This window comes from Roseococcus pinisoli (assembly GCF_018413645.1).
Classification (GTDB): domain Bacteria; phylum Pseudomonadota; class Alphaproteobacteria; order Acetobacterales; family Acetobacteraceae; genus Roseococcus; species Roseococcus pinisoli.
Genome location: NZ_JAHCDA010000005.1, coordinates 83,431 through 108,485, shown reverse-complemented (window position 1 = coordinate 108,485; position 25,055 = coordinate 83,431). Strand labels below are relative to the sequence as shown.

Below are 25,055 nucleotides of genomic sequence, written 5' to 3'. Positions count from 1 at the left end.
GGGCTTCATAGCGGTCCCGGACCGGAAAACCAACGGAGCCCCTTCCCGGGAGGCTTGGCCGCCACCCGAAAAGAACAGGGCTCGTGGCCCTCCGGAAGGGTGGGCGCCGGCAGGCCCGGCGCCCGGGAGTGGAACTTACCGTCGCGCGTCCGGCCAGAAGCGCACGCCCGCCTGGGCCGGGCCGCCGCCGATCGCGACCGGCGCGCCGTCGGCCCGCCAGCAGGAGGCGCCCTCCATCAGGCCGTCCTCGTGCCAGCGGATGGCGCCCATGCCGCCGGCCACATGCGGCATGGCGACGGCGTCGTGGCCCATCGCTGCCATGGCGGCGCGGACCTCGGCCGAGAAGGCGCCCTCCATCTCGACCGGGCCGCCCATGGTCCAGAGGCGCGGCGCCTCCACGGCCTCCTGCAGCGACATGCCGTGGTCGATCAGGTTCATCACCGCCTGGAAGGTCGAGGCGAAGATGCGCAGGCCGCCGGGCAGCCCCAGCGCCGCATAGGGCTTGCCGTCCTTGCGCAGGATCAGCGGCGACATGGAGGTGGTGATGCGCTTGCCCGGCTCCACCGACTGCGCGAGGCCCGGGCGCGGGTCGAAGAGCGCCATGTAGTTGTTCGGGATCAGCCCGCTTTCCGGCAGCATGATCTTCGAGCCGAAGAGGCTGTTGATCGTATGCGTGCAGCAGGCGATCCGCCCCTCATGGTCGGCCACCGTGATGTGGGTGGTGTTGGCGCTCTCCATGGCCGTGATGCCGGGCGACCAGGTCTTGGCCCGCGCCTTGTCCAGGAAAGCGCGCCGCTCGGCCGCGTATTCCTTGCTGATGAGCCTGGCCACTGGCACTTCCAGGAAGGCCGGGTCGGCCGTCGCGACGGCGCGGTCGGCGAAGGCCATCTTCAGCGCCTCGGCGATGAGATGCAGCGTCTCCGGCGTGCCGAAGCCGCTGGCCGCGATGTCGTAGGCCTCCAGCAGGTTCAGCATCTGCAGCACATGCACGCCACCGGCCGAGGGCGGCGGCGGGCCATAGACCTCGATGCCGCGATAGGTGCCGCGGACGGCCTCGCGCTGGATCATGCGCGTGGCGGCGAGGTCGTCGGTGGTGATGATGCCGCCCTTGCGCGCCAGATCGTAGGAGGCGGAGGTGCCGAGGTCGCCCTGGTGGAGCGCGGCCGCGCCCTCGCGCGCCACGGCGCGCAGGCTTTCGGCCAGCGGCTCGTTCACCAGGCGCGAGCCGGCAGCCAGCGGCGTGCCGCCCGGCAGGAAGAGCTTGGCGATGGTGGCGTCGAGCGCCAGGTCGGCGGCGGATTCCGCGATGCATTCATGCAGATAGCCGCCCGTCTCGAAGCCTTTGGAGGCGAGGCGGATGGCGGGCTCGATCACCTCGGCCATGGAGAAGCGGCCATGGCGCTTCAGCCCGGCCTCCCAGGCCAGGAGATTGGCGGGCACGGCGACGGAGAGGGCCCCCACGCTCTGCCGGCGCGGATCCTGGCCCTCATACATTTCGGGGCGGGAGCTGAGGGGGCAGGTGGCCATGCCGTCCAGCACCTCGTGGCGGCCGTCCGGCGAGGCGATGTGCATGAGCCCGCCGCCGAAGATGCCCACCATCATCGGCTCGCAGACCGTCAGGGCGAGGATGGCGGCGACCGCGGCGTCCACCGCATTGCCGCCCTCGGCCAGCATCTGGGCGCCGGCGGCGCTGGCGGCCGGGTGGTTCGTGACCACCATGCCGCGGGCGCCGAAGGCGGGTTGCTTCTGAGGGGTGAAGGTGGTGCCCGCGCGGGCGCGCCATGTCGTCATGACGGGAGGCTCGCGCGATGCGGCCGGCTCGGCAAGCCGGGTAGGCTACCTTCGGCGCCTGGGGCGGCGCGCCGCCGCCCCGTATCGCAGGGTCGAGGCCCCGGCGGCGACATGCGGCAGGGTGCCGCCGCATTGCCGGGCATAGGCCTCCGCGAAGGCCTCGAGCTCGAGGCGCTCGCAGATGCGCAGATGGTTCAGCAGCCGCGCCACGCCGCGCGCGCTGCTGGCCGTCTGCCGCCGGAAGATCCTCCAGAGGATCAGCGCATTGACCGTCCAGGCGTCATAGGCGTGCTCGTGGAGATGCTGGCGCACGGCCGGTGGCAGGGCGTCGAAGGCCGCCCAGTCGTCGCCGCCGAAGCGGCGCCAGAGGCGCGGCCGCTCCGTGACGTCGTTGGCATCCGGGCCGGGGGAGGGGAGCGGAGGCATGGGGGCCGTCAGAAGGTCATGGTCATCAGGAAGCGCACGCTGCGGCCGGGCAGCAGCACCTCGTCCTTCTTGAAGGAGGCGGCGTTGCGCACCTCGGAATCGAGAAGGTTGTTGCCGATGACGGAGAAGTTGACCGCCCGCGTGCCGCCGAGCTGCGCGGTGTAGCCGATCCGCACGCCCAGAAGGTCGTAGCCGTTGGTGCGCGTCTCGTTCGTGCCGGTGCGCGTCTGGTCGAAGGCGTGCAGGTAGTCGACGCTGGCCTGCCAGCTCGCGCTGCGCCACCAGAGGCCGGCACCAAGCCGGTGCGGCGGGATGCGCGGGACGTTGCCGGCGCCATTGGCGAATTCGGCGCGGACGAAGTCGTAGCGGCCCGAGACGCCGGCCGTGCCGCTGCCGAGGCGCAGGACATCCTGCTCCGCCCGGCCCTCGAAGCCGTAGAAGGTGGCGTCGCGCTGGCCATAGGCGACCTGCCGGAACTCGCCGCCGCCGCTCGGGGCGCAGGAGGAGAATTCCTCGCCGCAGGTGCTGCCGGTCAGGGCGCGATAGATGAAGCCGTTGTAGCGCGAGTAGTAGGCGCTGGTGTCGAAGCGGAAGGCGCCCGTCCGGCGGCCGAGCCCGAGCTCGACGGTGGTGGCCGCCTCCTTCCGCAGGTTCGGGGCGCCGACGTCGAAGGTACCGGAGGCGTCGTGCGCGCCGCGCGAGAAGAGCTCGGCCGCGCTCGGCGCCCGCTGCACGTATTGCGCCGTCGCGCGCCCCTGCATGGCCCAGGGCAGGTCGCGGAGCAGGCCGAGGCTGAAGCTCGCGGGCATGAAGTCCCGGCGGCGCGAGGCGTTCTCCAGCTCCTGATCCGCGTCGACCGGCAGCAGCCCGTCCGGGAAGGCCGCGGTGGAGCCCGCGATGCGCACGAATTCCAGGCGGGCGGCCGCCTGCAGACGCCAGACGGGCGAGAGGCGCAGTTCCTCGAAGAGGTAGCCGGCCGCGCGGTTGGTCCGGGCGGAGGGCAGGAACTCGAAGAACTCACCCGTCGTCCGGAGGTTCTCCTGCTCGTAGGAAAGGCCGAAGGTGCCGTTCAGCTCGCCGAGGCCGGTCTGGACGGGCATGTGCTGGAACTCCAGCCGCCCGTCCCAGGAATTGTTGCGGAAGCCGCCATGGACCAGGCGCTCGCCGGTCGCCGGGTGGTCGTGATCGCTGTGATCGTGGTCGTCGTGCCCCGCGCCGATCTCCTCGTGGCGGTAGGTGGTGTAGCCGAGCCAGAAGTTCACGCTGCGGATGGGCCCCGAGCCCGGCCGGTACTCGCCCCGGCTGGCCCAGCGCGTCTGCTCCATGCGGATCGAGGTGCCGGCCAGCGCATCCGCCTCGCCGGGAATGCCGTAGAGGCTCGTGAAGCGCGAGACCGAGGTGCCGATGAAGCCCTGGTCGAAGAAGTAGCTGAGCCCCATGGAGCCGCCATCGGTCCGCACGCCGGTATTGGCCTGCCGCCGCCCGCCCGGGATGGAATAGTCGCTATCGTGGCGGCCGAAGAGGTCGCCATGGACGACGACGTTGCCGGCGCGGACGTCGGTGCTGGCCGCGCCGTCCCAGCCGCGGCTGCCGCTGTTCCAGCCGCCGGAGACCCGGCCGGAGACGGCCTGCCCGGGCAGGCTGGTCGGGATGCGGTTGTTGATGACGTTCACCACGCCGCCGATCGCCTGCGAGCCCCAGCGCAGGGAGGCCGGGCCGCGGATCACCTCGATGCGCTCCGCGGTCAGCGGGTCCAGCGGCACGGCATGGTCCTCGCCATAGGCGGAGACGTCGCCGGCGCCGAAGCCGTTCTCTTGCAGTCGGACCCGGAAATTATCGAGGCCGCGGATGATGGGGCGGCTGGCGCCGGGGGCGAAGGTGGTGGCCGAAAGGCCTGGCTCGTCGCGCATCACGTCGCCGAGGGAGCGGGCCGGGTCCTGCGCGATGCGTTCGCGGTCGAGATCGGTGACGGGCACGAAGGTGCCGGGCTGGTCGCCGGCGATGGGGCTCGCCGTCACCGACATGGCGGGCAGGTCGATGGGCTGGGGAGCCTGGGCGAGGGCGGCGGACGGCGCCAGGCCGGCGACGATCCAGAGGGGAGACAGGCGCATGAGTAACCCTTGAGGCGTTCAAGGATTACGTAATACTATAACATCACTATCGGCAAGATGGACAGTATAACATTTCAGCGCGCCCCGTCATCTAGCTGCCCGGCAAGCCGGAACAGCCGCCCGCCGGGCAATCCGGCCCGGGCACCTGCCGCGCCTAGCGCGCCCCAGACCGAGACCGCGACGGAATCCAGGATGAGAGGCCCCAGCCGTTCCTCCAGCGCCACCGCGCCCGGCAGGCCGCGGAAATTCGTGCAATGGATGATCACGGCCTCCGTCGGCGCCTCGGCCACGGCCGCCTCCACCAGCGTGTCCACCGTCTCCGCGGCATGGAGCGCGAAGCTGTAATTGCCGGGATCCTCGAGATGCCGCTCCGCCGTGACGGTGAGGCCCGCGCCCTCCAGATTGGCGACGATCGCCGCCTGGACCTCGGCCAGATAGGGCGTCACCAACGCCACGCGCCGCGCCCCGGCCGCCCGCAGCGCCTCATGCAGCGCCAGGGTCGCCGTCGTCGCGGGGATGCCGGTCCGCGCGGTGATGGCGGCGCAGAGCGCCTCGTCCTGCGTGACGCCGAGCCAGCTGCCGGAGGTCCCGGCCCAGCAGATCGCCGCCACCTTGGCATCCGCCAGCAGCTCCGCCGCGGCCAGGATCGGCCCCGTGTCGAACTGGCCCCTGGAGGCCTCGCCGAGGTTGATCGCCGTCACCCGGAAGCGCGCGAAATGCGCGGTGATCTCCGGATGGTCGCGCAGCAGGGCCGCGATGGCCGGTTCCAGCACCGTGTTGGAGGAGGGGGTGAGAAAGCCCAGGCGCATGCGGCCTCCGAAATTCGTCGCGAATCCATGGGGCTGCATTGCCCCCGCACCATCCTGACACCATTGTCGGGGCCCCCATACCAAAGGAGCAAGCCATGTCCGGTGTGCCCGACGTTTCGCCCGCCGATAGCTGGGCTGCGCTCGAAGCCGATCCCAACGCCGTCCTGGTGGACGTGCGGACCGATGCCGAATGGAATTTCGTGGGCGTCCCCGATCTCTCCTCCCTGGGCAAGCAGGTCGTGCTCATCCCCTGGCAGGTCTTTCCCACCATGCAGGTGAACGGCCATTTCGCTGAGCATCTGCGTAAGGCCGGCGTGACGGCCGACAGCCACGTCTACTACCTCTGCCGCTCCGGCGCGCGCAGCCTCGCGGCGGGCCAGGCGGCACAGGCGGCCGGTTTCCCGCAGGCCTTCAACGTTGCCGACGGCTTCGAGGGCCCGGTCGACCACGAGGGCCATCGCGGCCGCGTGGCGGGCTGGAAGGCCAACAACCTGCCCTGGCGCCAGCGCTGACAGCACGGGGTTGAGCGGCACGCGGATCCAGGCGCAGGCCTTCCTGCTGGGGGAGCGCCTGGAGCTCCGCGGCCTGGCCCGCGCCGCCGGCAGCGGCGCCGATCCCGTCATGCTGCGCGACGGCCCTGGCCTCGGGGCCTTCGTCTTCCGCTGGGGCGGGCTGGTGCTCTTCGGCGCCACCGAGGCCGAGCGCGACGCGATGCTGCGCCTGCTGCGGGACCGCATCTCCTCGCCGCTCGACCTTCCGGTGGAGGAGCGCGCCTGGATCGCCGATGGCGCCGCCCGCGATGATGTGGCCGAAGGCGGCGAGATCCAGCTGATCGACTTCGCGCCGCCGCGCCTGGCGCTGGTCGCCGAGGCCATGGCCAAGAGCGCGGCGCTTACCCATCAGGAGGGCGAGCTCGCCCGCACGCTGGACGGGATGGATCCCGTGGTCGCCAGCCTGCGCCGGACCGGGCGCCTCGCCATCTTCTCCCGCCGGCTGCTGCGCGCCGTGGGCGACGCGCTGGCCGCGCGCAGCCACGCCACCGCGCGCGTGCAGGCCGGCGACCGCCCCGAGACGCTGTGGGAGCATGCCGAGCTCGAGCGCCTGCACCAGCGCCTCGCCGAGGAATATGAACTCGCCGACCGCTCCGCCGCGCTCGATGCCAAGCTGGTGGTGATCGGCGAGACGATGCAGACGCTGCTGTCGCTGATCCAGGGGCAGCGCTCGCAGGTGCTGGAGATCGCCGTCGCGCTCTTCATCGGCATCGAGGTGGTGGCGACGCTCTATGGATTGCTGCGCTAGCCGCGGGCGGGCATCCTCGCGCTTCAGGGAGGACAACGAATGCCCGAAATTCTGCCGCTCGCCAGCGAGCATCTCTTCACCATGGAACTCGCCGTGGGCACCCCGCAGATGGTGGGCAAGGGGCCGGACGGCTTCGACCTGCGCATCATCAACGTCACTGGCGGCAAGGTCGCCGGGCCTCGGCTGCAGGGCGAGGTCCTGGGCGGCACGGCGGCCGACTGGCTGCGCGTGGAGGCCGACGGCACCGCGCATATGGACGTCCGCCTGACGATCCGGGCCGCCTCGGGAAGCCTCGTCTATGCCCAGTATTCGGGGGTGCGGACCGGCGCGCCGGAGGTGCTGGCGCGGCTCAATGCCGGCGAGGCGGTGCCGGCGGCCGACTATTATTTCCGCGTGGCGATGCGCTTCACGACGGGCGCGGCCGACCTCGCCTGGATGAACCGGGTGATCGCGGTCGGCGTGGGGCAGCGCCCGCCCACCGGCCCGCGCTACGACGTCTACGCCATCCGGTAGAGCGGTCGGGCGCCGCGGCGAAGGCGGCGCTCCACCCCTTCGGCTATCCCAGGACGGCCGTGATCCGGCCCACGGGCGGGATGGCGGCGGACCATTTCTGGCCCGGCAGGGGCGGGGAGCCCGTGGCCAGGCCCGACACCACCAGCACCGCGCCGGCCGGCAGGCCGCCCCAGCGGAGGGCGGCCTCGGCGGCCTCCCGCATCAGGGCCGCGAGCGGCGCGCGCAGCGGCCGCGGGCGCATGCCCGTGAGGCTGATGCGCGCCTCGGCATCCTCCGGCACCGCGCCGATCCAGCGCTTGCCCACCAGCACGAGGCCGAGGCCGTTGAGGTCGGCAAGCTGATGCGCGCCGTCGGTCGCGGGCGCGGAATAGCGGCTGGCGGCGATGTCGATCACCGGATGCAGGGCGGAGAAGACGGGTTCGCCCGCGGCCTCCAGCGGCTCGGCCAGGACGCCCAGCACGCCGGCGGAGATGCGCGGGTGGCGCAGCGTGGACAGCGCGATGGGCGTGCCCGCGCGCAGCATGCGCGGCTCCAGAAGGGGCGCCGCGATCCGCGACAGCCCGTCCGGCCCAGGTGCGAGGCGCAGGCCGCAGACGGGAAGGCCGAGCGACGATACCAGCTCGGCCGCGATGGCCTCGCCCGCGGCCATGTCCTGAGGGGCAAGCCCCTCGGGCAAGGGCGCGAGCGGATCGCCGGAGGTCCAGGCCTCCGCCAGGTAACGGGCCGCCTGGGCGGCGGAAGTCTCACTCATCGAAGGGGGGGCAATTCGGGAATCTCTTCTTCCTGGAAGCCGCCCGCCGGCGCGGAATCCATCTGGATCGCGGGCGGACCTGACTCCCCTCCATATAGCTGGTCCGGCAGCCAGGTCACGATGCCGGGGAAGACATAGACCGCGATCATGGTGAGCAGGACGATGCCGATGAAGGGCATGCAGCCGCGGAAGATGTCCTCCAGCTTCACGTGCTTCGGCGCCACGCCCTTCAGGTAGAAGGCCGCCATGGCGACCGGGGGCGAGAGGAAGCTCGTCTGCAGGTTCAGCGCGATGAGGACGCCGAAGAACATCGGGTCCACGCCGAAATCGTCCAGCAGCGGCAGGAAGATCGGCACGAAGATCACGATGATCTCCGTCCATTCCAGCGGCCAGCCGAGAATGAAGACGATCGCCTGTGCCAGCAGCAGGAAGGTGACGGTGTTGAGCGGCAGCGATTTGACGAATTCCTCCACCACGCCCTGGCCGCCCAGATAGCCGAAGACCGAGCTGAAGATGTAGGAGCCGACGAAGAGCCAGCAGACCATGGCGCTGGTGCGCGCCGTAAGGAACACGCTCTCCTTCAGCTTCTCGAAGGAGAAGGAGCGATAGGCCACGGCCAGAACCAGCGAGCCGAGGCTGCCCATCGCCGCTGCCTCGGACGGCGTGGCGAGGCCCATCAGGATGGCGCCGAGCACCATCGAGATCAGCAGGGCGAGCGGGAAGAAGCTGGTCAGCAGCGCCCAGAAAAGCTTGCCGAAGGGCACCTTCACCGCCTCGGGCGGCAGGCGCGGCGCCACCTCCGGCCGGATGATCGCGAGCCCGATCACATAGACGATGTAGAGGCCGGCCAGCATGAGGCCCGGCAGGAAGGCCGCGGCATAGAGCTGCACGACCGAGACGCCCGCCGTCGCGCCATAGAGGATCAGCATGATGGAGGGCGGGATGAGGATGCCGAGGCACCCGCCCGCGCAGACCACGCCGGCCGCGAGCTTCGGGTCGTAGCCCGCGCGCAGCATGGCCGGGAAGGCGAGCAGGCCCATCAGCGTCACCACCGCGCCCACGATGCCGGTGGCCGTGGCGAAGAGCGCGCAGGTGGCGAGCGTGGCGACGGCGAGGCTGCCGGGGATATTGCCCGAGGCCATCTGCAGCGCACGGAACAGCCGGTCGAGGATGTTCGCGCGTTCGATGATGTAGCCCATCAGCACGAAGAGCGGCACGGAGATCAGCACGTCGCTGCTCATGACCGCGTAGGTGCGCTGGATCAGCAGGTCGAACACGCGGTCGCCCATGCCGAGGTAGCCGAAGAACAGCCCCATCGCCATCAGGGTAAAGGCGATGGGGAAGCCCAGCAGAATGAAAAAGAGGAAGAGGAAGAGCTGCGTCAGGCCGAGGCCGGCGTCGGAAATCATGAGCGTCACGGTCCCTTGGCGGTCAGCGCGGCGTCACCCTCTTCGGCGAGCGCGCGGGCGAGTTCCTCCGGCGATTGCTCGGCGGCCTTGGCGAGGATGATCTGGTCGAGTTCCTCCACGTCGGAGAGGCGCTGCGGCCATTCGCCGCTGCGGATGCAGCGCACGCAGCGCACCACTTCGGCGAGGCCCTGGAGCAGCAGGAGGAAGCCCACGATCGGGATGATGCCCTTGAAGGGCCAGAGGATCGGGCCGGAGGGCGAGAACATGCTGCGCTCGTTCTGCAGCCAGCTCAGCTCGAAGAAATGATAGCCCGCGATCATGAAGGCGAAGATCGCGGGGAAGAAGAACAGGATGTAGAGCAGGAGGTCGAGCATCGCCTGCCGGCGGGCGGCCATCATGCGGTAGAGGAAATCGCCGCGGACATGCCCGTTCCGACTGAGCGCGTAGGCGCCCGCGAACATGAACAGCAGGCCGTAGAGCATGTATTGGGTGTCATATCCCCAGTTGCTCGGCGCCGCGAAGAACTTCCGGGCGATGACCTCGTAGGTGATGACGAGCGTCAGGAGCAGGATGCACCAGGAGAAGGTCTGCCCGACGAAGGTCGAGAGCCTGTCTACCGCGAGCAGGGCCCGGCTTACCGTCGCGCTGCCCGAAAATGCGATGCCCACGATCAGCGCGGCGACGACCAGACAGGCCAGGCCGCCGATGAATATGCTGTCGGTCAAGTTTTCCCGCCTCCCTCTGCACGGCAGAAAAGGGGCCCGGAAGCGTTCCGGGCCCTGACGACGTCCTTCGTGCGGAAGTCAGCCGCGGGCGAAAAAGTGGTTGTAGGAAACCACCGGGCTGACCTGGTAGCGCAGGGAGAAATTGCCCACGCGGCGGCACCATTCGCGCTGGCTGTCGCAAATTTTCTTGAACAGCGGGCCATTGGCCGGCGAGCTGTTGTCGCCCTCCATCTTGGCGATCACGCGATCCCAGGCCTGCAGCTGCGCATCGAGGATGGGACGCGGCGTCGCCCGCACGTTCACGCCCTGCTGCTGCGCCATGCCGAGCAGGTCGCGCGAATAGCGGTCCTGCAGCTTCCAGGACATGTCGGCCGAGGCCGCCTCGGCGGCCAGGCGCAGCAGGGCCTGCTGCTCGGCGGGAAGGCCCTCGAGCTTAGGCTTGTTCCAGAGGATCTCGAAGCACTCCACCGCCTGGTGGTAGCTCTGGATGTAGAAATTCTTGGCGACGTCCGGGAAGCCGAGCACGCGGTCGGAGGAGGGGTTGTTGAACTCCGCCGCGTCGATGACGCCGCGCTCCAGCGCGGGCACGATCTCGCCGCCCGGCAGCGCGACCACGGCCGCGCCCATCTCCTGGAAGAGGTCGGTCGCGAGGCCGACGGTGCGGTAGCGCAGGCCGCGCACCTGATCCGCGCGCTCGATCGGGTTGCGGAACCAGCCGAGCGGCTGCGTGGGCATCGGGCCCGACATGAAGCCCACGACGTTGAGGCGCAGCACGTCGTGCAGCAGCTCCTTGTAGAGCGCCTCGCCGCCGCCGTAGTAGAACCAGCCGAGCATCTGGTTGGCGTCGCCGAACCAGGGCGGCGTGGTCCCGAACAGGCTGAAGGCCTTGTTCCGGCCGAACCAATAGGCGGAGACGCCGTGGCCGCCATCGAGCGTGCCGGTATGCACCGCATCCATCAGCTGGAAGGCCCCGACCACCGCGCCGGCGGCGAGAAGCTCCACGCGCAGGCGGCCGCCCGCATTGTTGTTCACGCGCGTCGCGTAGTCCTGTGCGAATTCATGGAAGATGTCGCGCTGCGGCCAGGTGGACTGGAAGCGAAGGACCACGGTCTGCGCGCGGCTGACGCTCGGCGTGGCAAGTACGGCGGCACCGGTTGCTGCAACAGCAGACGCCTTCAGCAGCCCACGGCGGCTGCCGATCTTGGAAACGGACATGAGGCACTCCCCATTTATTTTTTTTCACCCCGCTCGAACGGCGGATACTTCCCGCATAAAGAAACGCTCATCTAGAAGCAATGACAGATTGCCACCCGCCGCATCTTGACCTGGAATGGCCGCAGGGCTGCGATGGGCAGGGAATTCGGGATGAGATGAGCGATATCTGCGACGACACCTTGCCCCTTGAGCAGCACCCCGAGCCGAGCCCCTATCTGCTCGACATCTCGGCCGGGCACCTGCTCCGACGCGCGCACCAGCGCTACCAGTCGCTGTTCCAGGAATATGCGGCCGGCCTCGGCCTGACCGGCCCCCAATTCGCGACGCTCGTGCGGCTGGCAGAGCTCGGCAGCGCCACGCAGAACCATCTGGGGCGCCTGGCCGCGATGGATTCCTCGACCGTGCAGGGGGTCGTGCGGCGCCTCATCGACCGCGGCTTCATCCAGACGGGCTCCAACCCGATGGACCGCCGGATGCGCGTGCTCACCATCACGCCGGAAGGAGAGCGGCTGCTGCAGGAAGGCCAGGCCGCGGGCCAACGGGCCAACGACACGCTGATGGCCATGCTCACCCCGGCCGAGCGCGACCATCTGCTCGAGCTGCTGCAGCGCCTGTCGGACGGTTAGGGCGCCGAAGTTTCCGCCCCGGGGCCTTTCCACTCCTTGTAAGCTTAGGCAGGCCGCGGGTTAGCGGGCGGGTGTAACCGCGTACCAAGCACTTGCGCCGGCCACGGCGTATCCTGTGGAATGCGTGCGGAACCTCTCACGGAGTTGCTTGATGCCACCGCCGATCTCGATCCCTCAGCCGCAATGGCTCCGGGATTTCAAATCCTTCCTCATGCGCGGCAACGTGATCGACCTCGCCGTCGGCGTGGTCATCGGCGCGGCCTTCACGGCGGTGGTCAGCTCGGTGGTGGAGGATCTGATCAATCCGCTCATCGGCCTGCTGGTCGGCGGGATCGACTTCTCGAACCTCTTCGTGGTGCTGAGCGGTGAGCGTCAGGCGACGCTGGAGGCGACACGCCAGGGCGGCGCGGCCGTCATCGGCGTCGGCCGTTTCATCAACGCGGTCATCAAGTTCACGATCGTGGGCTTCGCCGTCTTCTGGCTGGTTCGCGTGCTGATGAAGATCGGCCTGGAATCCGGCAAGAAGTCCGGCCCGTCGCCCACCGAGCAGCTGCTCACCGAGATTCGCGACGAGCTGAAGGTGCAGAACGGGCGCGAAGGCGCGACGCCTCCGCCGGCAGCCTAAGGGCCGCTTCCCCCGCCACGGCGCAGGCCGCGGCGGGGGATAGGCTTTTTACTCGGCGGCCTGCTTGGTCGCCTCGTCCATGGCCAGCTTCAGCATGCCGTCGCGCGTCTGCGGCAGCTTGCGGCCCAGCAGCTGCTCGGCGACCTGGTTGCGCAGGATCTGCGCCGTGCCGCCGGCGATGGGGAACATCCGCGCATCGCGCACCGCGCGCTCCATCGGATTCTCCCGCGAATAGCCCGCCGCGCCCCAGAGCTGCAGCGCCGCATTGGTGACCTCGACGGCGCTGTCCGCCGCCAGCACCTTGGCACGGGCGGCCATCAGCCGGTCCGGGAAGCCGTTCGGCCCGGCCGAGGCCGCGGCCTGCCAGATGAGCGCGCGGCTCGCCTCCAGCTTGATCGACATGTCGGCCAGCATCCAGCCGAGGCCCTGGAACTCCGCGATCGGGCGGCCGAACTGGCGGCGCTGCTGCACGAAGGCCAGCGCCCGGTCATAGGCGCCGGCCGCGATGCCGAGCGCGGCCGTGGCGGCGCCGACGCGCTGGCCGTTATAGGCGTCCATCAGCTTGCCGAAGCCGCGCTTGAAGCCGCCGGGCGCGCGCAGGACCATGCGGTCCGGCACCTCGAGCTCGACGAAATGCAGCTCGGCCTCGGGCATGCCGCAGAGGCCCATGGAGGGGATGCGGCGCTTCACGACCAGCTGGGCCGGATCGTTCTCGCCGTTGCGCACGACGAGGAAGCCGCCGATGCCCTGGTCGACGCCGTCCTCGATCGCGCGGGCGAAGATCAGGTGCAGGCGCGAGACGCCGCCGCCCGTGATCCAGTGCTTCACGCCGTTGATGATCCACTTGTCGCCCTTGCGGACGGCGGTGGTCGTCATCTCGCCGGCGGCGGAGCCGGCCTCGGGCTCGGTGATGCAGATGGCGGGCTTGTCGCCGGCCAGCACCAGCTCGGCCGCGATGCGCTTCTGCTCGATGGTGCCATAGGCCATGACGGCGCCGACGGCGCCCATGTTGGCCTCGACGGCGATGCGGCCGCAGACGGCGCAGGCCTTGGCCATCTCCTCCACCACCAGCACGGCATCGAGGTAGGAGCCACCCTGGCCGCCCCATTCGCGCGGGATGGTGAGGCCCATGAACTTCGCCTCGGTCATGCGGCGGACCATGGGCCAGGGATACTGGAGGCTGCGATCGGTCTCCGCCGCCTGCGCGGCCGCTTCCTGCGCGAGCTCGCGCGCCGTGTCGCGAAGGCGCGCCTGCGCCTCGGTGAGCGTGAACATCCTAACCCCCCAAACGTCGTTCGATGGCCGCGATCGCGGCCTTATCCAGCTTCAGTGCCACTCCCAGCCGGTCCAGCCAAGCCCGCTCCTCGGGGCTGAGCTCACCGGCGGCGCCGAAGGCGGCGGCATAGAGCTGCGCGGCGAGCATGGGGTCGCGCGCGCCCGCGGCCAGCTCCTCGATGCTGGCGGGCTTGTCGAAATCGGCGAGCACGTGGTCGCGCTCGGCCGCGGTCAGGCCGGAGGCGTCGAGCCGGGCGGCGATGGTCGCGCGCTCGGCCCGGTCCACCGTGCCATCGGCCCGGGCGGCCGCGATCATGGCGCGCAGCAGCAGCCGCGCTTCCGAGGTCTCGGCCCCCTGGTCCGATGCCGCGACGAGCTCGGTGCGGGCCGGCGGCTCGCGGCGCGGTGCGATGTCGGGGATGCGCCGCGACGGGGTGGGGGCGGGCGTGGGCAGGGGGTTGCGCGAGGGCTCGGGCGCGGGAGTGCCGCGCTTGGAGAGCGCATCCGCCGCGATGGTGGCCAGCGTGCCGAGCGCGCGGCCGATCTGGCGCGTCTCGGCCTGCGTCATGCCGAAGGGGCCGGAGGCCGCGCGGGGGCTGCGCCGCGCGGTGGTGCCGGTGCGAGGGCGTTGCGCGGCGCCGTTGAGCACCGCGTCGAGAATCCGTCCGAAATCCATGGGGTCAGCCTACCCCTTCCGCGATGGCCGGCGCCAGCGATCGGAACTCGGCGGCGCGCGGGCTGCGCGGGCGCCAGGCGAGGGCGAGGGTCCGCGCCGGCGTGGCCTCGCCGGGCGTGTCCGCCTGCACCGGCCGGACCACGAGATCGGTGCCGTTCAGCACCCCGCCCTCCACAGCGAGGCGCGGCAGGAGCGTGAGGCCGAGGCCGCCTGCCACCATCTGCACCAGCGTGTGGAGCGAGGTCGCGGCGAAGCCCTCCGCCGAAAGGCCGCGCGGCAGGCCGCAGGCCTCCTGCGCTTGGGCGCGCAGGCAATGCCCGTCCTCCAGCAGCAGCACGCGCTCGCCCGCCAGCGCGCCCAGCGGCACCTGGGGCAGCGCGGCCAGGCGATGATTGGCCGGCAGCGCGAGCAGGAAGGGGTCGGGCGCGATGGTCTCGATCTCCGCCACGCTGCAGTCGCAGGGCAGGGCGAGCAGCAGCAGGTCGAGCTTGCCGGCGTCCAGATGCGCCATCAGCCGCTCGGTCATGTCCTCCCGCAGGTAGAGCTTGAGGCGCGGAAACGCCTTGCGCAGCGCCGGCATCAGGCGCGGCAGCAGGAAGGGGCCGATCGTCGGGATGACGCCAAGGCGCAGCGGCCCCGACAGCGGGTCGCGGGTGGCGGCGGCCGTCTCCGCCACGGCCTCCAGCGCGGACAGCGCCGCGCGGGCGCGCGCGACGACTTCGAGGCCGATCGGCGTGAAGACGGGGCGCTTGGTCGCGCCGCGTTCGATCAGGGCGGTGTCGAGCTGCCGTTCGAGCGCGAGGATCCCCGCGGAAAGGGTGGACTGCGTGACGGCGCAGGCCGCCGCGGCACGGCCGAAATGGCCATGGTCAGCCAGGGCCGAGAGGTAGCGAAGCTGCTGCGGGGAAGGGAGGATCATCCAGGGAAACGATCATTTGAACCAAAACAATTCATTGGACCGCGCGAGACCCCACGACGCAAGCTGCGCTCATGGAATGCCAGGAACCCCATGGTCGCATTGCCTGCAGAGACCGGCGCCGTCGGTGGCGGGGCCTGGGCACTCCATCCGGTGCGCCGATCGCGTGATCCGGCCGCCTCAGTAAGCAACAAAGATGATTGGAGAGACATGATGGACGGAAACAGCGGTCAGGGCGGGGGCAAATGCCCCTTCATGCATGGGAAGCAGACGAGCGCGCGGTTCTCGGCCCGGTCGAACCGCGACTGGTGGCCCAACCAGCTCAACCTTCGCGTCCTCAGCCAGCAATCCGCCAAGTCCAATCCGATGGGCGCGGGCTTCAACTACGCCGAGGAGTTCAAGAAGCTCGACCTCGAGGCGCTGAAGAAGGACGTCATCGCGCTGATGACGGATTCGCAGGACTGGTGGCCGGCCGATTACGGCCATTACGGTCCGCTCTTCATCCGCATGGCCTGGCACGCGGCCGGCACCTACCGGACGGCGGATGGCCGCGGCGGCGCCTCCAACGGCGCGCATCGCTTCGCGCCCGAGAATAGCTGGCCGGACAACGCCAATCTCGACAAGGCGCGGCGCCTGCTTTGGCCAATCAAGCAGAAATACGGCAACAAGATCTCCTGGGCCGACCTCTTCGTCTTCACCGGCAACTGCGCGATCGAATCCATGGGCCTGAAGCCCTTCGGCTTCGGCGGCGGCCGCGTGGACATCTGGGAGCCCGAGGAAGACGTCTACTGGGGCGCCGAGGACACCTGGCTCGGCGACGTGCGCTACACCGGTGACCGCGAGCTCGCGAACCCGCTGGCCGCGGTGCAGATGGGCCTCATCTACGTGAATCCCGAGGGGCCGAACGGCAATCCCGACCCCGTCGCCTCCGGCCGCGACATCCGCGAGACCTTCGCGCGCATGGCGATGAACGACGAGGAGACGGTGGCCCTGACCGCCGGCGGCCACACCTTCGGCAAGTGCCACGGCGCGGGCGATGCCTCGCTGGTCGGCCGCGAGCCGGAGGCCGGGCCGCTCGAGCAGATGGGCCTCGGCTGGATCAGCACCTTCCGCAGCGGCAAGGGCGTCGATGCCATCACCAGCGGCATCGAGGGCGCCTGGACCCCCACGCCGACCACCTGGGACAACACCTATTTCGACATGCTGCTGGGCTACGACTGGGAGCTGACGAGGAGCCCGGCCGGCGCGCAGCAGTGGAAGCCGACCGACCCGGCCGCGCAGACGCTGGTGCCGGACGCGCATGATCCCACGAAGCGCCACCCGCCGATGATGACGACGGCGGACATGGCGATGAAGATGGATCCGGAATACCGGAAGATCTCCGAGCGCTTCCACAAGAACCCGGACCAGCTCGCCGAGGCCTTCGCCCGGGCCTGGTTCAAGCTCACCCACCGCGACATGGGGCCGAAGGTCCGCTACCTCGGCTCGATGGTCCCGGCCGAGGATCTGATCTGGCAGGATCCGGTCCCGCCGGTGACGCATCCGTTGGTCGATGCGGCGGATGTCGCGGCGCTGAAGGCGCAGCTGCTGGCCTCCGGCCTCTCGGTCTCGCAGCTGGTCTCCACCGCCTGGGCCTCGGCCTCGACCTATCGCGGCTCGGATCGCCGCGGCGGCGCGAATGGCGCGCGCCTGCGCCTCGCGCCGCAGAAGGACTGGGAGGTGAACCAGCCGGGGCAGCTCGCCGGCGTCCTGGCGAAGCTGGAAGGCATCCAGAAGGCCTTCAACGCCTCGGCGAAGGACGGCAAGAAGGTGTCGCTCGCGGACCTGATCGTGCTCGGCGGCAATGCGGCGGTGGAGCTGGCGGCGAAGGCGGCGGGCCGCGAGGTCACGGTGCCCTTCACTCCGGGCCGGACCGACGCCTCGCAGGAGCAGACCGACGCTGCCTCCTTCGAGCCGCTGGAGCCCGAGGCGGATGGCTTCCGCAACTACCGCAAGGCGCATTACGCGATCCCGGCGGAGGAGCAGCTGGTCGACAAGGCGCAGCTGCTGACGCTGACGGCGCCCGAGATGACCGTGCTCGTCGGCGGCCTGCGGGTGCTGGGCGCGAATGTCGGCTCCTCGCCGCATGGCGTCTTCACCAGCCGGCCGGGCCAGCTGACGAACGACTTCTTCGTCAACCTGCTCGACATGCGCACGGCCTGGACGCCCACCTCGGAGGAGGCCCAGGAGTTCGAGGGCCGGGACCGCGCCACCGGTGCCGTGAAGTGGACGGGCACGCGCGTCGACCTCGTCTTCGGGTCGAACTCGCAGCTGCGGGCCTTGTCGGAGGTCTATGGCCAGAGCGGCGCGGAGGCGAAGTTCGCGTCCGACTTCGTGGCGGCCTGGACGAAGGTGATGAACCTGGACCGCTTCGACCTCGCCTGACCGGCGAAGCGCAATGCCCCCAGGCCATGACGGCCTGGGGGTTTTTGACTGACTATTCGGCGGCGGCCGGTGCCGCGGCGGCGGGCGCGCTCCAGAGTTCCGGCTTCAGCTCCTCCGGCCGGTTCGGGAACCAGATGGCGCAGACCAGCATCACCATCGCGAAGGCCGCCAGCACGACCATGACCAGGGCCAGGTTGCCGGTGGCCTCATGCAGCAGCCCCACGATGGGCGAGGCCAGCGCCGCGCCCATGAAGCCCACCGTGAAGCGGATCGAATAGATCTTGGCCCGCATCTCCGGCGCGATGTAGCGCGCCGTCATGGTCTCGTTCACGGTCACCTGGCCGAAGATGGCCGAGGCCACGAGGGCGGAGACCGGCAGCACGATCCAGCCGTCCAGGAAGGACAGCGCCAGCAGGCCGGGCACCAGCACCAGCGTCAGAGGCATGAAGACCGACTTCAGCGTCTTGCGGTCGATCATCTGGCCGACGGTGAACTGCGTCACGCCGCCGCAGATCGTCGCCAGGAAGGCGAGCATGCCGACCACCGGAAGCAGGTCCGGATTGCCGGCCAGCCGCTCCTCCATGAGCTTGGGCAGCAGCAGCGTGAAGGCGTTGAAGACGAGGCCGGAGACCGCGCCGATGGAGAGCAGCGAGACCACGGCCTGGCGGACGACATGCGGCGGAATCTTCGGGAAGGGGCGCGTCTGCACGCCGGCCTTCTTCGCGTCGAAGGCCGGTTCGCGCAGGTAGATCAGGCCGACGGCGATGCAGAACAGGCCGGGCACGATGAAGGCGTAGCGCCAGCCGAACTGCACCGCGAGGAAGGCCGTCACCACCGGCGCCAGCGCCACGCCGAGATTGCCGAAGACGCCGTTGATGCCCATGGCGCGGCCCACGCGGTCGCCGCCCGCCTCGGCGATGATGGCCGTCCCGATCGGGTGGTAGATGGCCAGGAAGCCGCCCATCACGACGAGGCCGATGGCAAGGCCCAGCGGGCCTGTGGCGAAGCCCGCCGAGGCCATGCCGACGCCGGCGCCGAAGAAGAACAGCGTCATCATCGCCTTGCGGCCGATCTTGGCCGCGAACCAGCCCATCGGCAGCGCGCCGAGGCCGTAGATCACGAACATGGCCGTGCCGAGGGCGAGGACGGGGCCATAGGCGGTGCCGAAGATCTCGCCATCCTGCTGCACCATGGCGAGCACCGCCGTGGCGAGGATCAGCAGGCCGTAATGGGTAAAGAGGTGCGCGGCATTGATGAGACAGATCTGCCGGGTGGCGGGCGTCATGAGTGCGATTTCCTTCCGTTACGGAAAAGACTAGCCTGTCCGCTGAGCAACGTCCGGACGAGCTATGTCGCGATTCGGCCATAACCCCCGCACCATCGCCCAGGAGCAGGTCGACCGGCCCATGGCCGCCTTCGTGCGGGACTACGGCGAGGGCGAGGCCACGGGCTGGCACCATCACGGGCGCGCGCAGGTGCTCTACGCGATCGAGGGCGTCATGCGGGTGGACACGCTGGCGGCGCATTTCGTCGTCCCGCCCGGCCGCGCGCTCTGGGTCCCTTCCGGGCTGGAGCACGAGGTGCGCAGCCAGGGCCGTCTGGCGATGCGCTCGCTCTTCTTCCGCGCGGATGCCGCGAAGGTGGGCGAACGAATGACCGCGGTGCTCGGCGTTTCCTCCCTGCTGCGGGAGCTCATCCTGGCGGCCTGCGCCGAGCCGCTGGAATGGGACGAGGCCGGGCGCGGCGGACACCTGGCGGCGCTGATTGCGGAGGAGATCGCGCGGGCGCCGCGGCTGCCCTTCGGCGTGCCGGCGCTGCACGATGCGCGCCTGAGGCGCCTGGCACAGGCGCTTTCGAAGCAGCCGGCGAGCGACCTCACGCTGGACGAATGGGCGCAGCGCTGCGGCGCCAGCGCTCGGACGCTGGCGCGGCTCTTCCATCGGGAGACCGGGATGGGCTTCGCGCGGTGGCGGCAGACGCTGCGCCTGACGGAAGCGGCCGCCCTGCTGGCCGGGGGCGCCACGCCCGCCCAGGCGGCGGCGAGCGTCGGCTATGCCAGCGCGCCGGCCTTCGGCGCGGCCTTCCGGGCCGCCTTCGGCATCACGCCGGGCGAGGCGCGCTAGGCCCCTTCGCCACAGGCCCGTACCCGCGGGAGCTCAGATCCGGTCGTAGCGCAGCCCGCGCGCCAGCCAGCAGCCCACCTCGACACCCACCGCGCGGCCGGCGGCATCGCGCCGGAAGGCCAGGGTCCAGTCGCCGGGCGGCGTGTGGTCCAGCGCGCGGGGGCAGGGCAGGGCCCAGAGGTCCGGCGCGATCGGGTTCAGCAGCTCCATCCGTCCCTGGCCGAGGAAGCCCGAGAAGCCGCCATAAAGCGTGCCGCCCGTCTCCACCACGGTCAGCTCGGCGCCCAGCTCGGCGCAGCGGTAGCGGCCGCCCAGATCGGTCGCCGGCTCGCCGTGCACGGGCAGGAGGCGGGTGCTGAAATTCTCCTGCGGGCGGTCCATCCACAGTGCCTCGCCGTCCTGGCGCAGCCGCGTGCGGCCATTGCCGGCACTGCCGTCGGTGGCGATGTCGAGCCGCTCGGGCGAATGGCCGAAGCGCAGCAGGAGCTGGCCCGGCGCCACCGCCTCGATCCGTGCCGAGAGCCCGGTCTCCGGCTCGACATAGGCGCCGAGCCAGGCGGGCGGCGGCAGCGTGGGATCGGCCGCGGGCCTGGTCTCGTCGAGCGTGGCGGCCAGCAGGTCGAGCGCGGCGCCATGCGCGTCGCCGAAATGGTTGAACATCACGACGACGGAGACACGCTCCGACGGCACATAGAGCCGGTGGCTGCGCCAGCCGCGCAGCGCGCCGCCATGGCCGGTATGCTCCCGTCCGAAATCCGTGCCGCGGGAGAGCCCGAAGCCATAGGCGGCCGGCGCCCCGTCCGAGAAGGCGACGGGCGCCGAGATGCGGCCGTAGAGCGAGGCCGGCTCGTCGCGCGTCGCGTCGAGATGCCGCTCCCAGGCGATCATGTCGTCCAGCGAGGCGCCGAGGCCGGCATCGCCGGTCCAGAGGATGCGGTTCTCGGCCGCCCGGAACCCCCCGGCCTGGGAGCCTTCGTAGCCTTCCGTGCCGTCGGGCATGGCGCGGGTATCGGCCGCGAGGAAGGCGGTCTCCATCCCCGCGCGCTCGAAGACGTGGCGGCGCAGCAGGTCGGCGAAGGCTCGCCCGGAGCGGTCCTGCAGCATGTCCGAGAGCAGGCGGAAGTTCTGGTTCACGTAGGAGTAGCGGGTGCCGGGCGCGAAATGCAGCGCGCGCGTGCCGGCGATCAGCCGCTCCGCCTCCGTGTCGCCGAAAGGCGCCTCGACGGGCGAGCCCTGCAGCATCGCCACCGCCCAATAGTCCCGGAGGCCGGACTGGTTGTGGGCGAGATGGGCCACGGTCGGCGCCGGCCCTTCCAGCAGCGGCAGCTTTTCCCGCAGGGCGCCGTCCAGTGCGGCCGGATCGGGGAAGAGGTCCAGCAGCGTGGCGCAGGTGAACTGCTTGGTGATGGAGCAGAGGCGGAAGAGCGTGCGCGGCGTGAAGGGGATCCGCCGCTCGGCATTGGCCCAGCCCCAGGCATGGCGGGCCAGGACCTCCCCGCCGCGCAGGACGGCGACGGCCCCGCCGGGGCCGGGATAGGCACGTGGGAGCCGGGAGAGGACGGAATCGAGGCGCTGGGCAAGATGAGGCATGGGTCCAGCTTTCCACGGCCTCAAGGTTGCGAACAGGGCGAAATGGGCTCGCCCTGCCGCGGTCGGAGGCTCAGGCGGGCTCGAGCAGCCCGAGGCGCCAGAGCTTGCCGGCGAATTCCTTGTCCTCGGGCGCAGCGCCCTCGCTCAGCGCCGTGAGGGTCTCCGTCTGGGTGGGGGAGAGCTCGAGCAGCCCGCCCGTCCAGAACAGCGTCCCGGCACCGTCCTCCGCCTGCACAAGATGGGTGTGCATCCCCTGGGTGAGGCGCAGCGGGCCTTCGGGCAGCGGCGCGAAGAGGCCGCGCGCCGGCAGGGGCTGGCGGTCGCGTGCCAGCTGCTCCAGCAGCAGATTGGTGAGGCGGCCGGCATTCTCCGGCTTGGCCAGGCCGTTGAGGCGCTCGGACATCGCCGCGAAGAGGTCGGTCTCGCCGATGCGCCAGGTCGGTACGCTCTCGCGCAGCGCCGGGTCGCGCAGCTCCATCTCGTCCAGCAGGTTGCGGATGGCCTGGGCCCAGCTCGCCTCGAGCAGGCCGAGGGTGATGTGGAGCGAGCGCTCCCCCGGCAGCGTCGCCGCGTCGTGCATCACGCCGCGCGGGATGTAGAGGACATCGCCCGGCGAGAGGGTCAGCTCGTGCAGCTTGCCGGCAGGGGGCATGTCGCCCTGCCAGGGCGTGCGACGGGTCGGGCGTTCCAGGGGCTCGCCGTCCCAGACGCGCCAGCGCTTGCGGCCCTCGACCTGCATCACGAAGACGTCATGCGTGTCGTAATGGGTGCGGAAGCCCTGCGCGGCGGGCGGGGTGAGGTAGATATTGGCCTGCACGCCATGCAGGAACAGCCGCTCCAGCCCGCGACAGAAATCGGCCAGCGGCGGGTGGCTCTCATGGAATTGCGAAAGGACCAGCGAGGCGCCCGCATCGAAGCGCAGCAGCAGGTTGGGCAGGTCCACGCGGCCATCCGGCAGGGCGAATTCGTGCTCGGGAACGCCGGCGCTGCCGTTGCGCGATTCGTCCGCCATGGAGACGCGCGGTGCCCGCGCGCCATCGGTGCGCAGATGCGCGTCGATCGCCGCCACGCTGACGAGATGGTCGAAGCGGCTGGCGTCCTGGGCCGGGAAGTAGCGCCAGTTCCGCCCCTCGCGCAGCGCGAGCACCTCATCGACCTCCATGCCCGGGAAGGCGAGCTCGAAGGCGGCTTCCGTCAGTCCTTGATCCATGGGCCGTGGTCCATCAGGCATAAGGCGGGTTTTGTGGAGCGACCACGCGCGCGGGTTGGCGCGTGGTCCGTGGCGGAAGGCTAGTAGCGGCCGCGGCCCGCGGCATCATAGGGGTCGCGATCCGAGCGCCCGGTGTAGCCGCCGCCGCGATAGCCGCCGCGCCCGTTGCCGACGCCGTCATTGGGGTCGTTGTCGGTCAGGCCCGTGCCGCGGCGGTAGCCGCCGCCACGCCCATTGCCCGCGGGGTCGTTGGGATCACCGTCGGTCAGGCCCGTGCCACGGCGATACCCGCCGCCGCGCCCGTTGCCGGCGGGGTCATTGGGGTCGCCGTCGGTGAGGCCGGTGCCACGGCGATACCCGCCGCCGCGCCCGTTGCCGACGCCGTCGTTGGGATCGTTGTCGGTGATGCCGGTGCCGCGGCGATAGCCGCCACCGCCGCCGCGCCCATTGCCCACGGGGTCGTTGGGATCACCGTCGGTCAGGCCCGTGGAGACCGGCATGGGCTGGGGATAATAGCCCGGCTGCGCGGGCACGCAGGCCGCCAGCGCCGTTCCGCTTCCGCCGAGCGCGACCGCGCGCAAAATCAGCAGGCGGCGGGACAGACGATTCCCCATGACATTCTTCTCCTGAAACTGGCGTGGACATGAAAGCAGCTGATCGTGGCAAAGGGACGGCGGGCATGCGGCGCTTGCGGGCCGAACCGGCCTGGGAAGCCGGTTCGGGGCTCAGCGCCCGGGGCTAGTAGCGGCCCCGGCCGGCGGCGTCATAGGGGTCGCGGTCCGTGCGGCCGGTGCCCCCGCGATAGCCGCCGCGGCCATTGCCGGCGCCATCATTGGGATCGTTGTCGGTGATGCCGGTGCCGCGGCGATACCCGCCGCCGCGGCCGTTGCCGACGCCGTCATTGGGATCATTGTCGGTGAGGCCCGTGCCGCGGCGCCCGCCGCCGCCACGCCCGTTGCCGGCGCCGTCATTGGGATCGTTGTCGGTGATGCCGGTCCGATAGCCGCCCCCGCCGCCGCGGCCGCGCCCACCGCGGTCATAGGGGTCATTGTCGGAGCGGCCCGAGCGGCCGTAGCCGGCGCGATCATTGGGGTCGTTGTCGGAACGGCCGGACTGCGCCTCGGCCGGTGCCGAGGCGACGGTGGCGGCCGCGGCAAGGCTCGCCCCGCCCGCGAGCCGGGCGACCAGGAGGCGCCGCGTCAGGCGGGGATCTTTCTTGTCGGCGTCGGACATCGGGAGGCGGCCTTGTGATTCCTCTATCCTGAGCTTTGTCCGAGACATTGCCTTTCCGCAAGACGTTTCATTACGGCAATGCGGGATGGTATCGCTTTTTTAATCAGCGACTTGAACGCTGTGACATGGAAGCCTCACGGCCCGGAAGCGGTGAAACCACCGTCATCTGATCGATTTCGTGGAGACGGCACGGCTGCTGCGCCATTCTCGCTGTTGCGCCCCGAACTCTCCCGGAACAATCCTGGGGCGAAACTCGAGCCCGGCCGAACGCGACGGGACGCATGGAGGGGCTACGCCCGATGAATCGCCGAACCGTCCTCGCCGCCACCGCCCTGGCGCCCTTCGCCGGCAGCCTCGGCCTGCGCGACGCCGCCGCCCAGGCCCGCTTCGCCAATATGAACATGTTCATCCCGGCCGGCCCCGGCGGCGGATGGGACGGGCTCGGCCGCGCCATCGAGCAGGTGGCCCGGCATGCGGGCCTCGTCGGCAATTTCCAGTTCGAGAATGTGGGGGGCGCCGGGGGCATCGTCGGCCTGCCGCGCTTCGTCTCCCAGCGGCGCGGCCGCGGCGACGCGCTGATGGTCTCCGGCTCCATCATGGTGGGCGCCGTGCTGTCCAACCGCTCGCCGGTGAGCCTGGCGAATGTCACGCCGATCGCGCGGATGACGCAGGAAGTGGGCGTCGTGGTCGTCCCCGCGCAGTCGGACATCCAGGATATCGCGGGGCTGCTGGCCGCCTTCCGCGCCAATCCCGGCGGCACCTCGGTCGCGGGCGGCAGCGCGGGCGGCACGGACCACATCACCCTCGGCCTGATCCTGCGGGCGCTCGGCCGCAATGCCCGCGAGGGCAGCTACGTGGCCTTTGCCGGTGGCGGTCCGGCCCAGGCGGCGATCCTGGGGGCGCAGGTGAAGGCCGGCATCTCCGGCTACTCCGAATTCGCCGAGCAGATCCGGGCCGGGCGGATGCGCGCCCTGGCCACGACCGGCGCGACCCGGAGCGACCCCAATATCCCGACGCTCAAGGAATCGGGCGTGGATGTGGTGATCGCGAACTGGCGCGGCGTCTTCGGCGCGCCCGGCATCAACGCGAACCAGAAGGCCGCCCTGACCAGCTTCATCACCGACCTCGTGGCCCTGCCGGCCTGGCGCGAGATGATGGAAACCCGCGGCTGGGACAATGCCTTCCTGGCCGGCGCGGAGTTCGAGCGCTTCCTGGCGGCCGATATCTCGGCGACGGAATCGGTGCTCAAGGAGCTCGGGCTGGCGTGACCGATCGGCCTCTCCGCCGGAGGATGCGACGACCGTCCGG

At 70.6% G+C, this 25,055-nt stretch carries 24 protein-coding genes; 8 read left to right on the top strand and 16 right to left on the bottom strand.

Annotated elements, in window-relative coordinates:
- Positions 1-135 precede the first annotated feature (135 nt).
- The 4 genes from ggt to KHU32_RS21275 form a co-directional block, all read right to left on the bottom strand.
- Positions 136-1,791, bottom strand: a complete 1,656-nt coding sequence (ggt, locus tag KHU32_RS21290) for a gamma-glutamyltransferase (RefSeq protein WP_213672188.1) — start codon at positions 1,789-1,791, stop codon at positions 136-138.
- A 45-nt stretch (positions 1,792-1,836) separates the two neighbouring features.
- Entirely contained in the window at positions 1,837-2,217 is a 381-nt protein-coding gene (locus KHU32_RS21285; protein WP_213672187.1) for a DUF6525 family protein, read from the bottom strand.
- 8 nt (positions 2,218-2,225) lie between these two features.
- On the bottom strand, positions 2,226-4,328 hold the full coding sequence (locus KHU32_RS21280; protein WP_213672186.1) for a TonB-dependent receptor: 2,103 nt from the start codon (positions 4,326-4,328) through the stop codon (positions 2,226-2,228).
- Between the two features lie 74 nt (positions 4,329-4,402).
- Positions 4,403-5,137 carry a maleate cis-trans isomerase family protein gene (locus KHU32_RS21275; RefSeq protein WP_213672185.1) on the bottom strand — a complete coding sequence of 245 codons (735 nt, stop codon included), beginning with the start codon at positions 5,135-5,137 and terminating at the stop codon, positions 4,403-4,405.
- A gap of 95 nt (positions 5,138-5,232) precedes the next feature.
- On the opposite strand from KHU32_RS21275, the gene KHU32_RS21270 reads away from it, so the two are divergent.
- From KHU32_RS21270 to KHU32_RS21260, 3 genes are read left to right on the top strand one after another with little or no spacing between them, the layout of a single operon-like run.
- Complete coding sequence (locus tag KHU32_RS21270) at positions 5,233-5,649, top strand: rhodanese-like domain-containing protein (protein WP_213672184.1); 417 nt, start codon at positions 5,233-5,235, stop codon at positions 5,647-5,649.
- 10 nt (positions 5,650-5,659) lie between these two features.
- Positions 5,660-6,436 (top strand): RMD1 family protein, encoded by a 777-nt coding sequence (locus KHU32_RS21265; RefSeq protein WP_213672183.1) that lies wholly within the window; start codon positions 5,660-5,662, stop codon positions 6,434-6,436.
- 39 nt (positions 6,437-6,475) lie between these two features.
- Positions 6,476-6,949 (top strand): DUF3237 domain-containing protein, encoded by a 474-nt coding sequence (locus tag KHU32_RS21260; protein WP_213672182.1) that lies wholly within the window; start codon positions 6,476-6,478, stop codon positions 6,947-6,949.
- A 43-nt stretch (positions 6,950-6,992) separates the two neighbouring features.
- Here the strand turns inward: KHU32_RS21260 and KHU32_RS21255 are convergent, their stop codons facing one another.
- The 4 genes from KHU32_RS21255 to KHU32_RS21240 form a co-directional block, all read right to left on the bottom strand.
- Complete coding sequence (locus KHU32_RS21255; RefSeq protein WP_213672181.1) at positions 6,993-7,700, bottom strand: hypothetical protein; 708 nt, start codon at positions 7,698-7,700, stop codon at positions 6,993-6,995.
- Positions 7,697-9,109 carry a TRAP transporter large permease gene (locus KHU32_RS21250; RefSeq protein ID WP_249681492.1) on the bottom strand — a complete coding sequence of 471 codons (1,413 nt, stop codon included), beginning with the start codon at positions 9,107-9,109 and terminating at the stop codon, positions 7,697-7,699. Before KHU32_RS21250 ends, KHU32_RS21255 begins: the two co-directional genes overlap by 4 nt.
- Positions 9,110-9,114: 5 nt before the next feature.
- Positions 9,115-9,834, bottom strand: coding sequence for a TRAP transporter small permease subunit (locus tag KHU32_RS21245; RefSeq protein WP_249681491.1), 720 nt, complete (start codon positions 9,832-9,834; stop codon positions 9,115-9,117).
- Positions 9,835-9,912: 78 nt separating this feature from the next.
- Positions 9,913-11,049 (bottom strand): TRAP transporter substrate-binding protein, encoded by a 1,137-nt coding sequence (locus tag KHU32_RS21240; RefSeq protein WP_213672180.1) that lies wholly within the window; start codon positions 11,047-11,049, stop codon positions 9,913-9,915.
- A gap of 155 nt (positions 11,050-11,204) precedes the next feature.
- Between KHU32_RS21240 and KHU32_RS21235 the strand changes: the two genes are divergently transcribed.
- The gene (locus KHU32_RS21235) at positions 11,205-11,675 is read left to right on the top strand and encodes a MarR family winged helix-turn-helix transcriptional regulator (RefSeq protein ID WP_213672179.1); all 471 of its coding nucleotides are present in this window, start codon (positions 11,205-11,207) and stop codon (positions 11,673-11,675) included.
- Between the two features lie 151 nt (positions 11,676-11,826).
- Positions 11,827-12,300, top strand: coding sequence for a large conductance mechanosensitive channel protein MscL (gene mscL, locus KHU32_RS21230; RefSeq protein WP_213672178.1), 474 nt, complete (start codon positions 11,827-11,829; stop codon positions 12,298-12,300).
- Positions 12,301-12,348: 48 nt separating this feature from the next.
- Here mscL and acdA read toward each other — a convergent pair whose 3' ends face one another.
- Genes acdA through KHU32_RS21215 form a run of 3 tightly spaced genes read right to left on the bottom strand, consistent with a single transcriptional unit; the run spans position 12,349 to position 15,170 of the window.
- Positions 12,349-13,575 carry a 3-sulfinopropanoyl-CoA desulfinase gene (gene acdA / locus KHU32_RS21225; protein WP_213672177.1) on the bottom strand — a complete coding sequence of 409 codons (1,227 nt, stop codon included), beginning with the start codon at positions 13,573-13,575 and terminating at the stop codon, positions 12,349-12,351.
- 1 nt (position 13,576) lies between these two features.
- The gene (locus KHU32_RS21220; RefSeq protein WP_213672176.1) at positions 13,577-14,251 is read right to left on the bottom strand and encodes a DUF533 domain-containing protein; all 675 of its coding nucleotides are present in this window, start codon (positions 14,249-14,251) and stop codon (positions 13,577-13,579) included.
- A gap of 4 nt (positions 14,252-14,255) precedes the next feature.
- Positions 14,256-15,170, bottom strand: a complete 915-nt coding sequence (locus tag KHU32_RS21215) for a hydrogen peroxide-inducible genes activator (RefSeq protein ID WP_213672175.1) — start codon at positions 15,168-15,170, stop codon at positions 14,256-14,258.
- Positions 15,171-15,380: 210 nt separating this feature from the next.
- On the opposite strand from KHU32_RS21215, the gene katG reads away from it, so the two are divergent.
- A complete protein-coding gene (gene katG / locus KHU32_RS21210) occupies positions 15,381-17,591 on the top strand; it encodes a catalase/peroxidase HPI (RefSeq protein ID WP_213672350.1) in 2,211 nt (736 codons plus the stop codon).
- Between the two features lie 52 nt (positions 17,592-17,643).
- On the opposite strand, the gene KHU32_RS21205 is transcribed toward katG, so the two are convergent.
- Positions 17,644-18,876 (bottom strand): MFS transporter, encoded by a 1,233-nt coding sequence (locus KHU32_RS21205; RefSeq protein WP_249681490.1) that lies wholly within the window; start codon positions 18,874-18,876, stop codon positions 17,644-17,646.
- A 64-nt stretch (positions 18,877-18,940) separates the two neighbouring features.
- Between KHU32_RS21205 and KHU32_RS21200 the strand changes: the two genes are divergently transcribed.
- The gene (locus tag KHU32_RS21200) at positions 18,941-19,714 is read left to right on the top strand and encodes an AraC family transcriptional regulator (protein ID WP_213672174.1); all 774 of its coding nucleotides are present in this window, start codon (positions 18,941-18,943) and stop codon (positions 19,712-19,714) included.
- Between the two features lie 33 nt (positions 19,715-19,747).
- On the opposite strand, the gene KHU32_RS21195 is transcribed toward KHU32_RS21200, so the two are convergent.
- The 4 genes from KHU32_RS21195 to KHU32_RS21180 all read right to left on the bottom strand — a co-directional run bounded on the left by KHU32_RS21195 (position 19,748) and on the right by KHU32_RS21180 (position 23,747).
- The gene (locus KHU32_RS21195) at positions 19,748-21,304 is read right to left on the bottom strand and encodes a D-aminopeptidase (RefSeq protein WP_213672173.1); all 1,557 of its coding nucleotides are present in this window, start codon (positions 21,302-21,304) and stop codon (positions 19,748-19,750) included.
- A gap of 70 nt (positions 21,305-21,374) precedes the next feature.
- The gene (locus KHU32_RS21190) at positions 21,375-22,514 is read right to left on the bottom strand and encodes a cupin domain-containing protein (RefSeq protein WP_213672172.1); all 1,140 of its coding nucleotides are present in this window, start codon (positions 22,512-22,514) and stop codon (positions 21,375-21,377) included.
- An 80-nt stretch (positions 22,515-22,594) separates the two neighbouring features.
- Complete coding sequence (locus KHU32_RS21185; RefSeq protein WP_213672171.1) at positions 22,595-23,128, bottom strand: hypothetical protein; 534 nt, start codon at positions 23,126-23,128, stop codon at positions 22,595-22,597.
- A 124-nt stretch (positions 23,129-23,252) separates the two neighbouring features.
- Positions 23,253-23,747 carry a hypothetical protein gene (locus tag KHU32_RS21180; RefSeq protein ID WP_213672170.1) on the bottom strand — a complete coding sequence of 165 codons (495 nt, stop codon included), beginning with the start codon at positions 23,745-23,747 and terminating at the stop codon, positions 23,253-23,255.
- A gap of 299 nt (positions 23,748-24,046) precedes the next feature.
- Between KHU32_RS21180 and KHU32_RS21175 the strand changes: the two genes are divergently transcribed.
- Positions 24,047-25,015: a Bug family tripartite tricarboxylate transporter substrate binding protein gene (locus KHU32_RS21175; RefSeq protein ID WP_213672169.1), complete on the top strand. Its 969-nt coding sequence runs from the start codon at positions 24,047-24,049 to the stop codon at positions 25,013-25,015.
- Positions 25,016-25,055: the final 40 nt, after the last annotated feature.

Excerpts from the sequence above, each read along its gene's own strand:
- ggt (WP_213672188.1), bottom strand. The coding sequence starts at position 1,791 with ATGACGACATGGCGCGCCCGCGCGGGCACCACCTTCACCCCTCAGAAG.
- KHU32_RS21285 (WP_213672187.1), bottom strand. The coding sequence starts at position 2,217 with ATGCCTCCGCTCCCCTCCCCCGGCCCGGATGCCAACGACGTCACGGAG.
- KHU32_RS21280 (WP_213672186.1), bottom strand. The coding sequence starts at position 4,328 with ATGCGCCTGTCTCCCCTCTGGATCGTCGCCGGCCTGGCGCCGTCCGCC.
- KHU32_RS21275 (WP_213672185.1), bottom strand. The coding sequence starts at position 5,137 with ATGCGCCTGGGCTTTCTCACCCCCTCCTCCAACACGGTGCTGGAACCG.
- KHU32_RS21270 (WP_213672184.1), top strand. The coding sequence starts at position 5,233 with ATGTCCGGTGTGCCCGACGTTTCGCCCGCCGATAGCTGGGCTGCGCTC.
- KHU32_RS21260 (WP_213672182.1), top strand. The coding sequence starts at position 6,476 with ATGCCCGAAATTCTGCCGCTCGCCAGCGAGCATCTCTTCACCATGGAA.
- KHU32_RS21255 (WP_213672181.1), bottom strand. The coding sequence starts at position 7,700 with ATGAGTGAGACTTCCGCCGCCCAGGCGGCCCGTTACCTGGCGGAGGCC.
- KHU32_RS21250 (WP_249681492.1), bottom strand. The coding sequence starts at position 9,109 with ATGATTTCCGACGCCGGCCTCGGCCTGACGCAGCTCTTCCTCTTCCTC.
- KHU32_RS21240 (WP_213672180.1), bottom strand. The coding sequence starts at position 11,049 with ATGTCCGTTTCCAAGATCGGCAGCCGCCGTGGGCTGCTGAAGGCGTCT.
- KHU32_RS21235 (WP_213672179.1), top strand. The coding sequence starts at position 11,205 with ATGAGCGATATCTGCGACGACACCTTGCCCCTTGAGCAGCACCCCGAG.
- mscL (WP_213672178.1), top strand. The coding sequence starts at position 11,827 with ATGCCACCGCCGATCTCGATCCCTCAGCCGCAATGGCTCCGGGATTTC.
- acdA (WP_213672177.1), bottom strand. The coding sequence starts at position 13,575 with ATGTTCACGCTCACCGAGGCGCAGGCGCGCCTTCGCGACACGGCGCGC.
- KHU32_RS21220 (WP_213672176.1), bottom strand. The coding sequence starts at position 14,251 with ATGGATTTCGGACGGATTCTCGACGCGGTGCTCAACGGCGCCGCGCAA.
- KHU32_RS21215 (WP_213672175.1), bottom strand. The coding sequence starts at position 15,170 with ATGATCCTCCCTTCCCCGCAGCAGCTTCGCTACCTCTCGGCCCTGGCT.
- katG (WP_213672350.1), top strand. The coding sequence starts at position 15,381 with ATGGACGGAAACAGCGGTCAGGGCGGGGGCAAATGCCCCTTCATGCAT.
- KHU32_RS21205 (WP_249681490.1), bottom strand. The coding sequence starts at position 18,876 with ATGACGCCCGCCACCCGGCAGATCTGTCTCATCAATGCCGCGCACCTC.
- KHU32_RS21200 (WP_213672174.1), top strand. The coding sequence starts at position 18,941 with ATGTCGCGATTCGGCCATAACCCCCGCACCATCGCCCAGGAGCAGGTC.
- KHU32_RS21195 (WP_213672173.1), bottom strand. The coding sequence starts at position 21,304 with ATGCCTCATCTTGCCCAGCGCCTCGATTCCGTCCTCTCCCGGCTCCCA.
- KHU32_RS21190 (WP_213672172.1), bottom strand. The coding sequence starts at position 22,514 with ATGGATCAAGGACTGACGGAAGCCGCCTTCGAGCTCGCCTTCCCGGGC.
- KHU32_RS21185 (WP_213672171.1), bottom strand. The coding sequence starts at position 23,128 with ATGGGGAATCGTCTGTCCCGCCGCCTGCTGATTTTGCGCGCGGTCGCG.
- KHU32_RS21180 (WP_213672170.1), bottom strand. The coding sequence starts at position 23,747 with ATGTCCGACGCCGACAAGAAAGATCCCCGCCTGACGCGGCGCCTCCTG.
- KHU32_RS21175 (WP_213672169.1), top strand. The coding sequence starts at position 24,047 with ATGAATCGCCGAACCGTCCTCGCCGCCACCGCCCTGGCGCCCTTCGCC.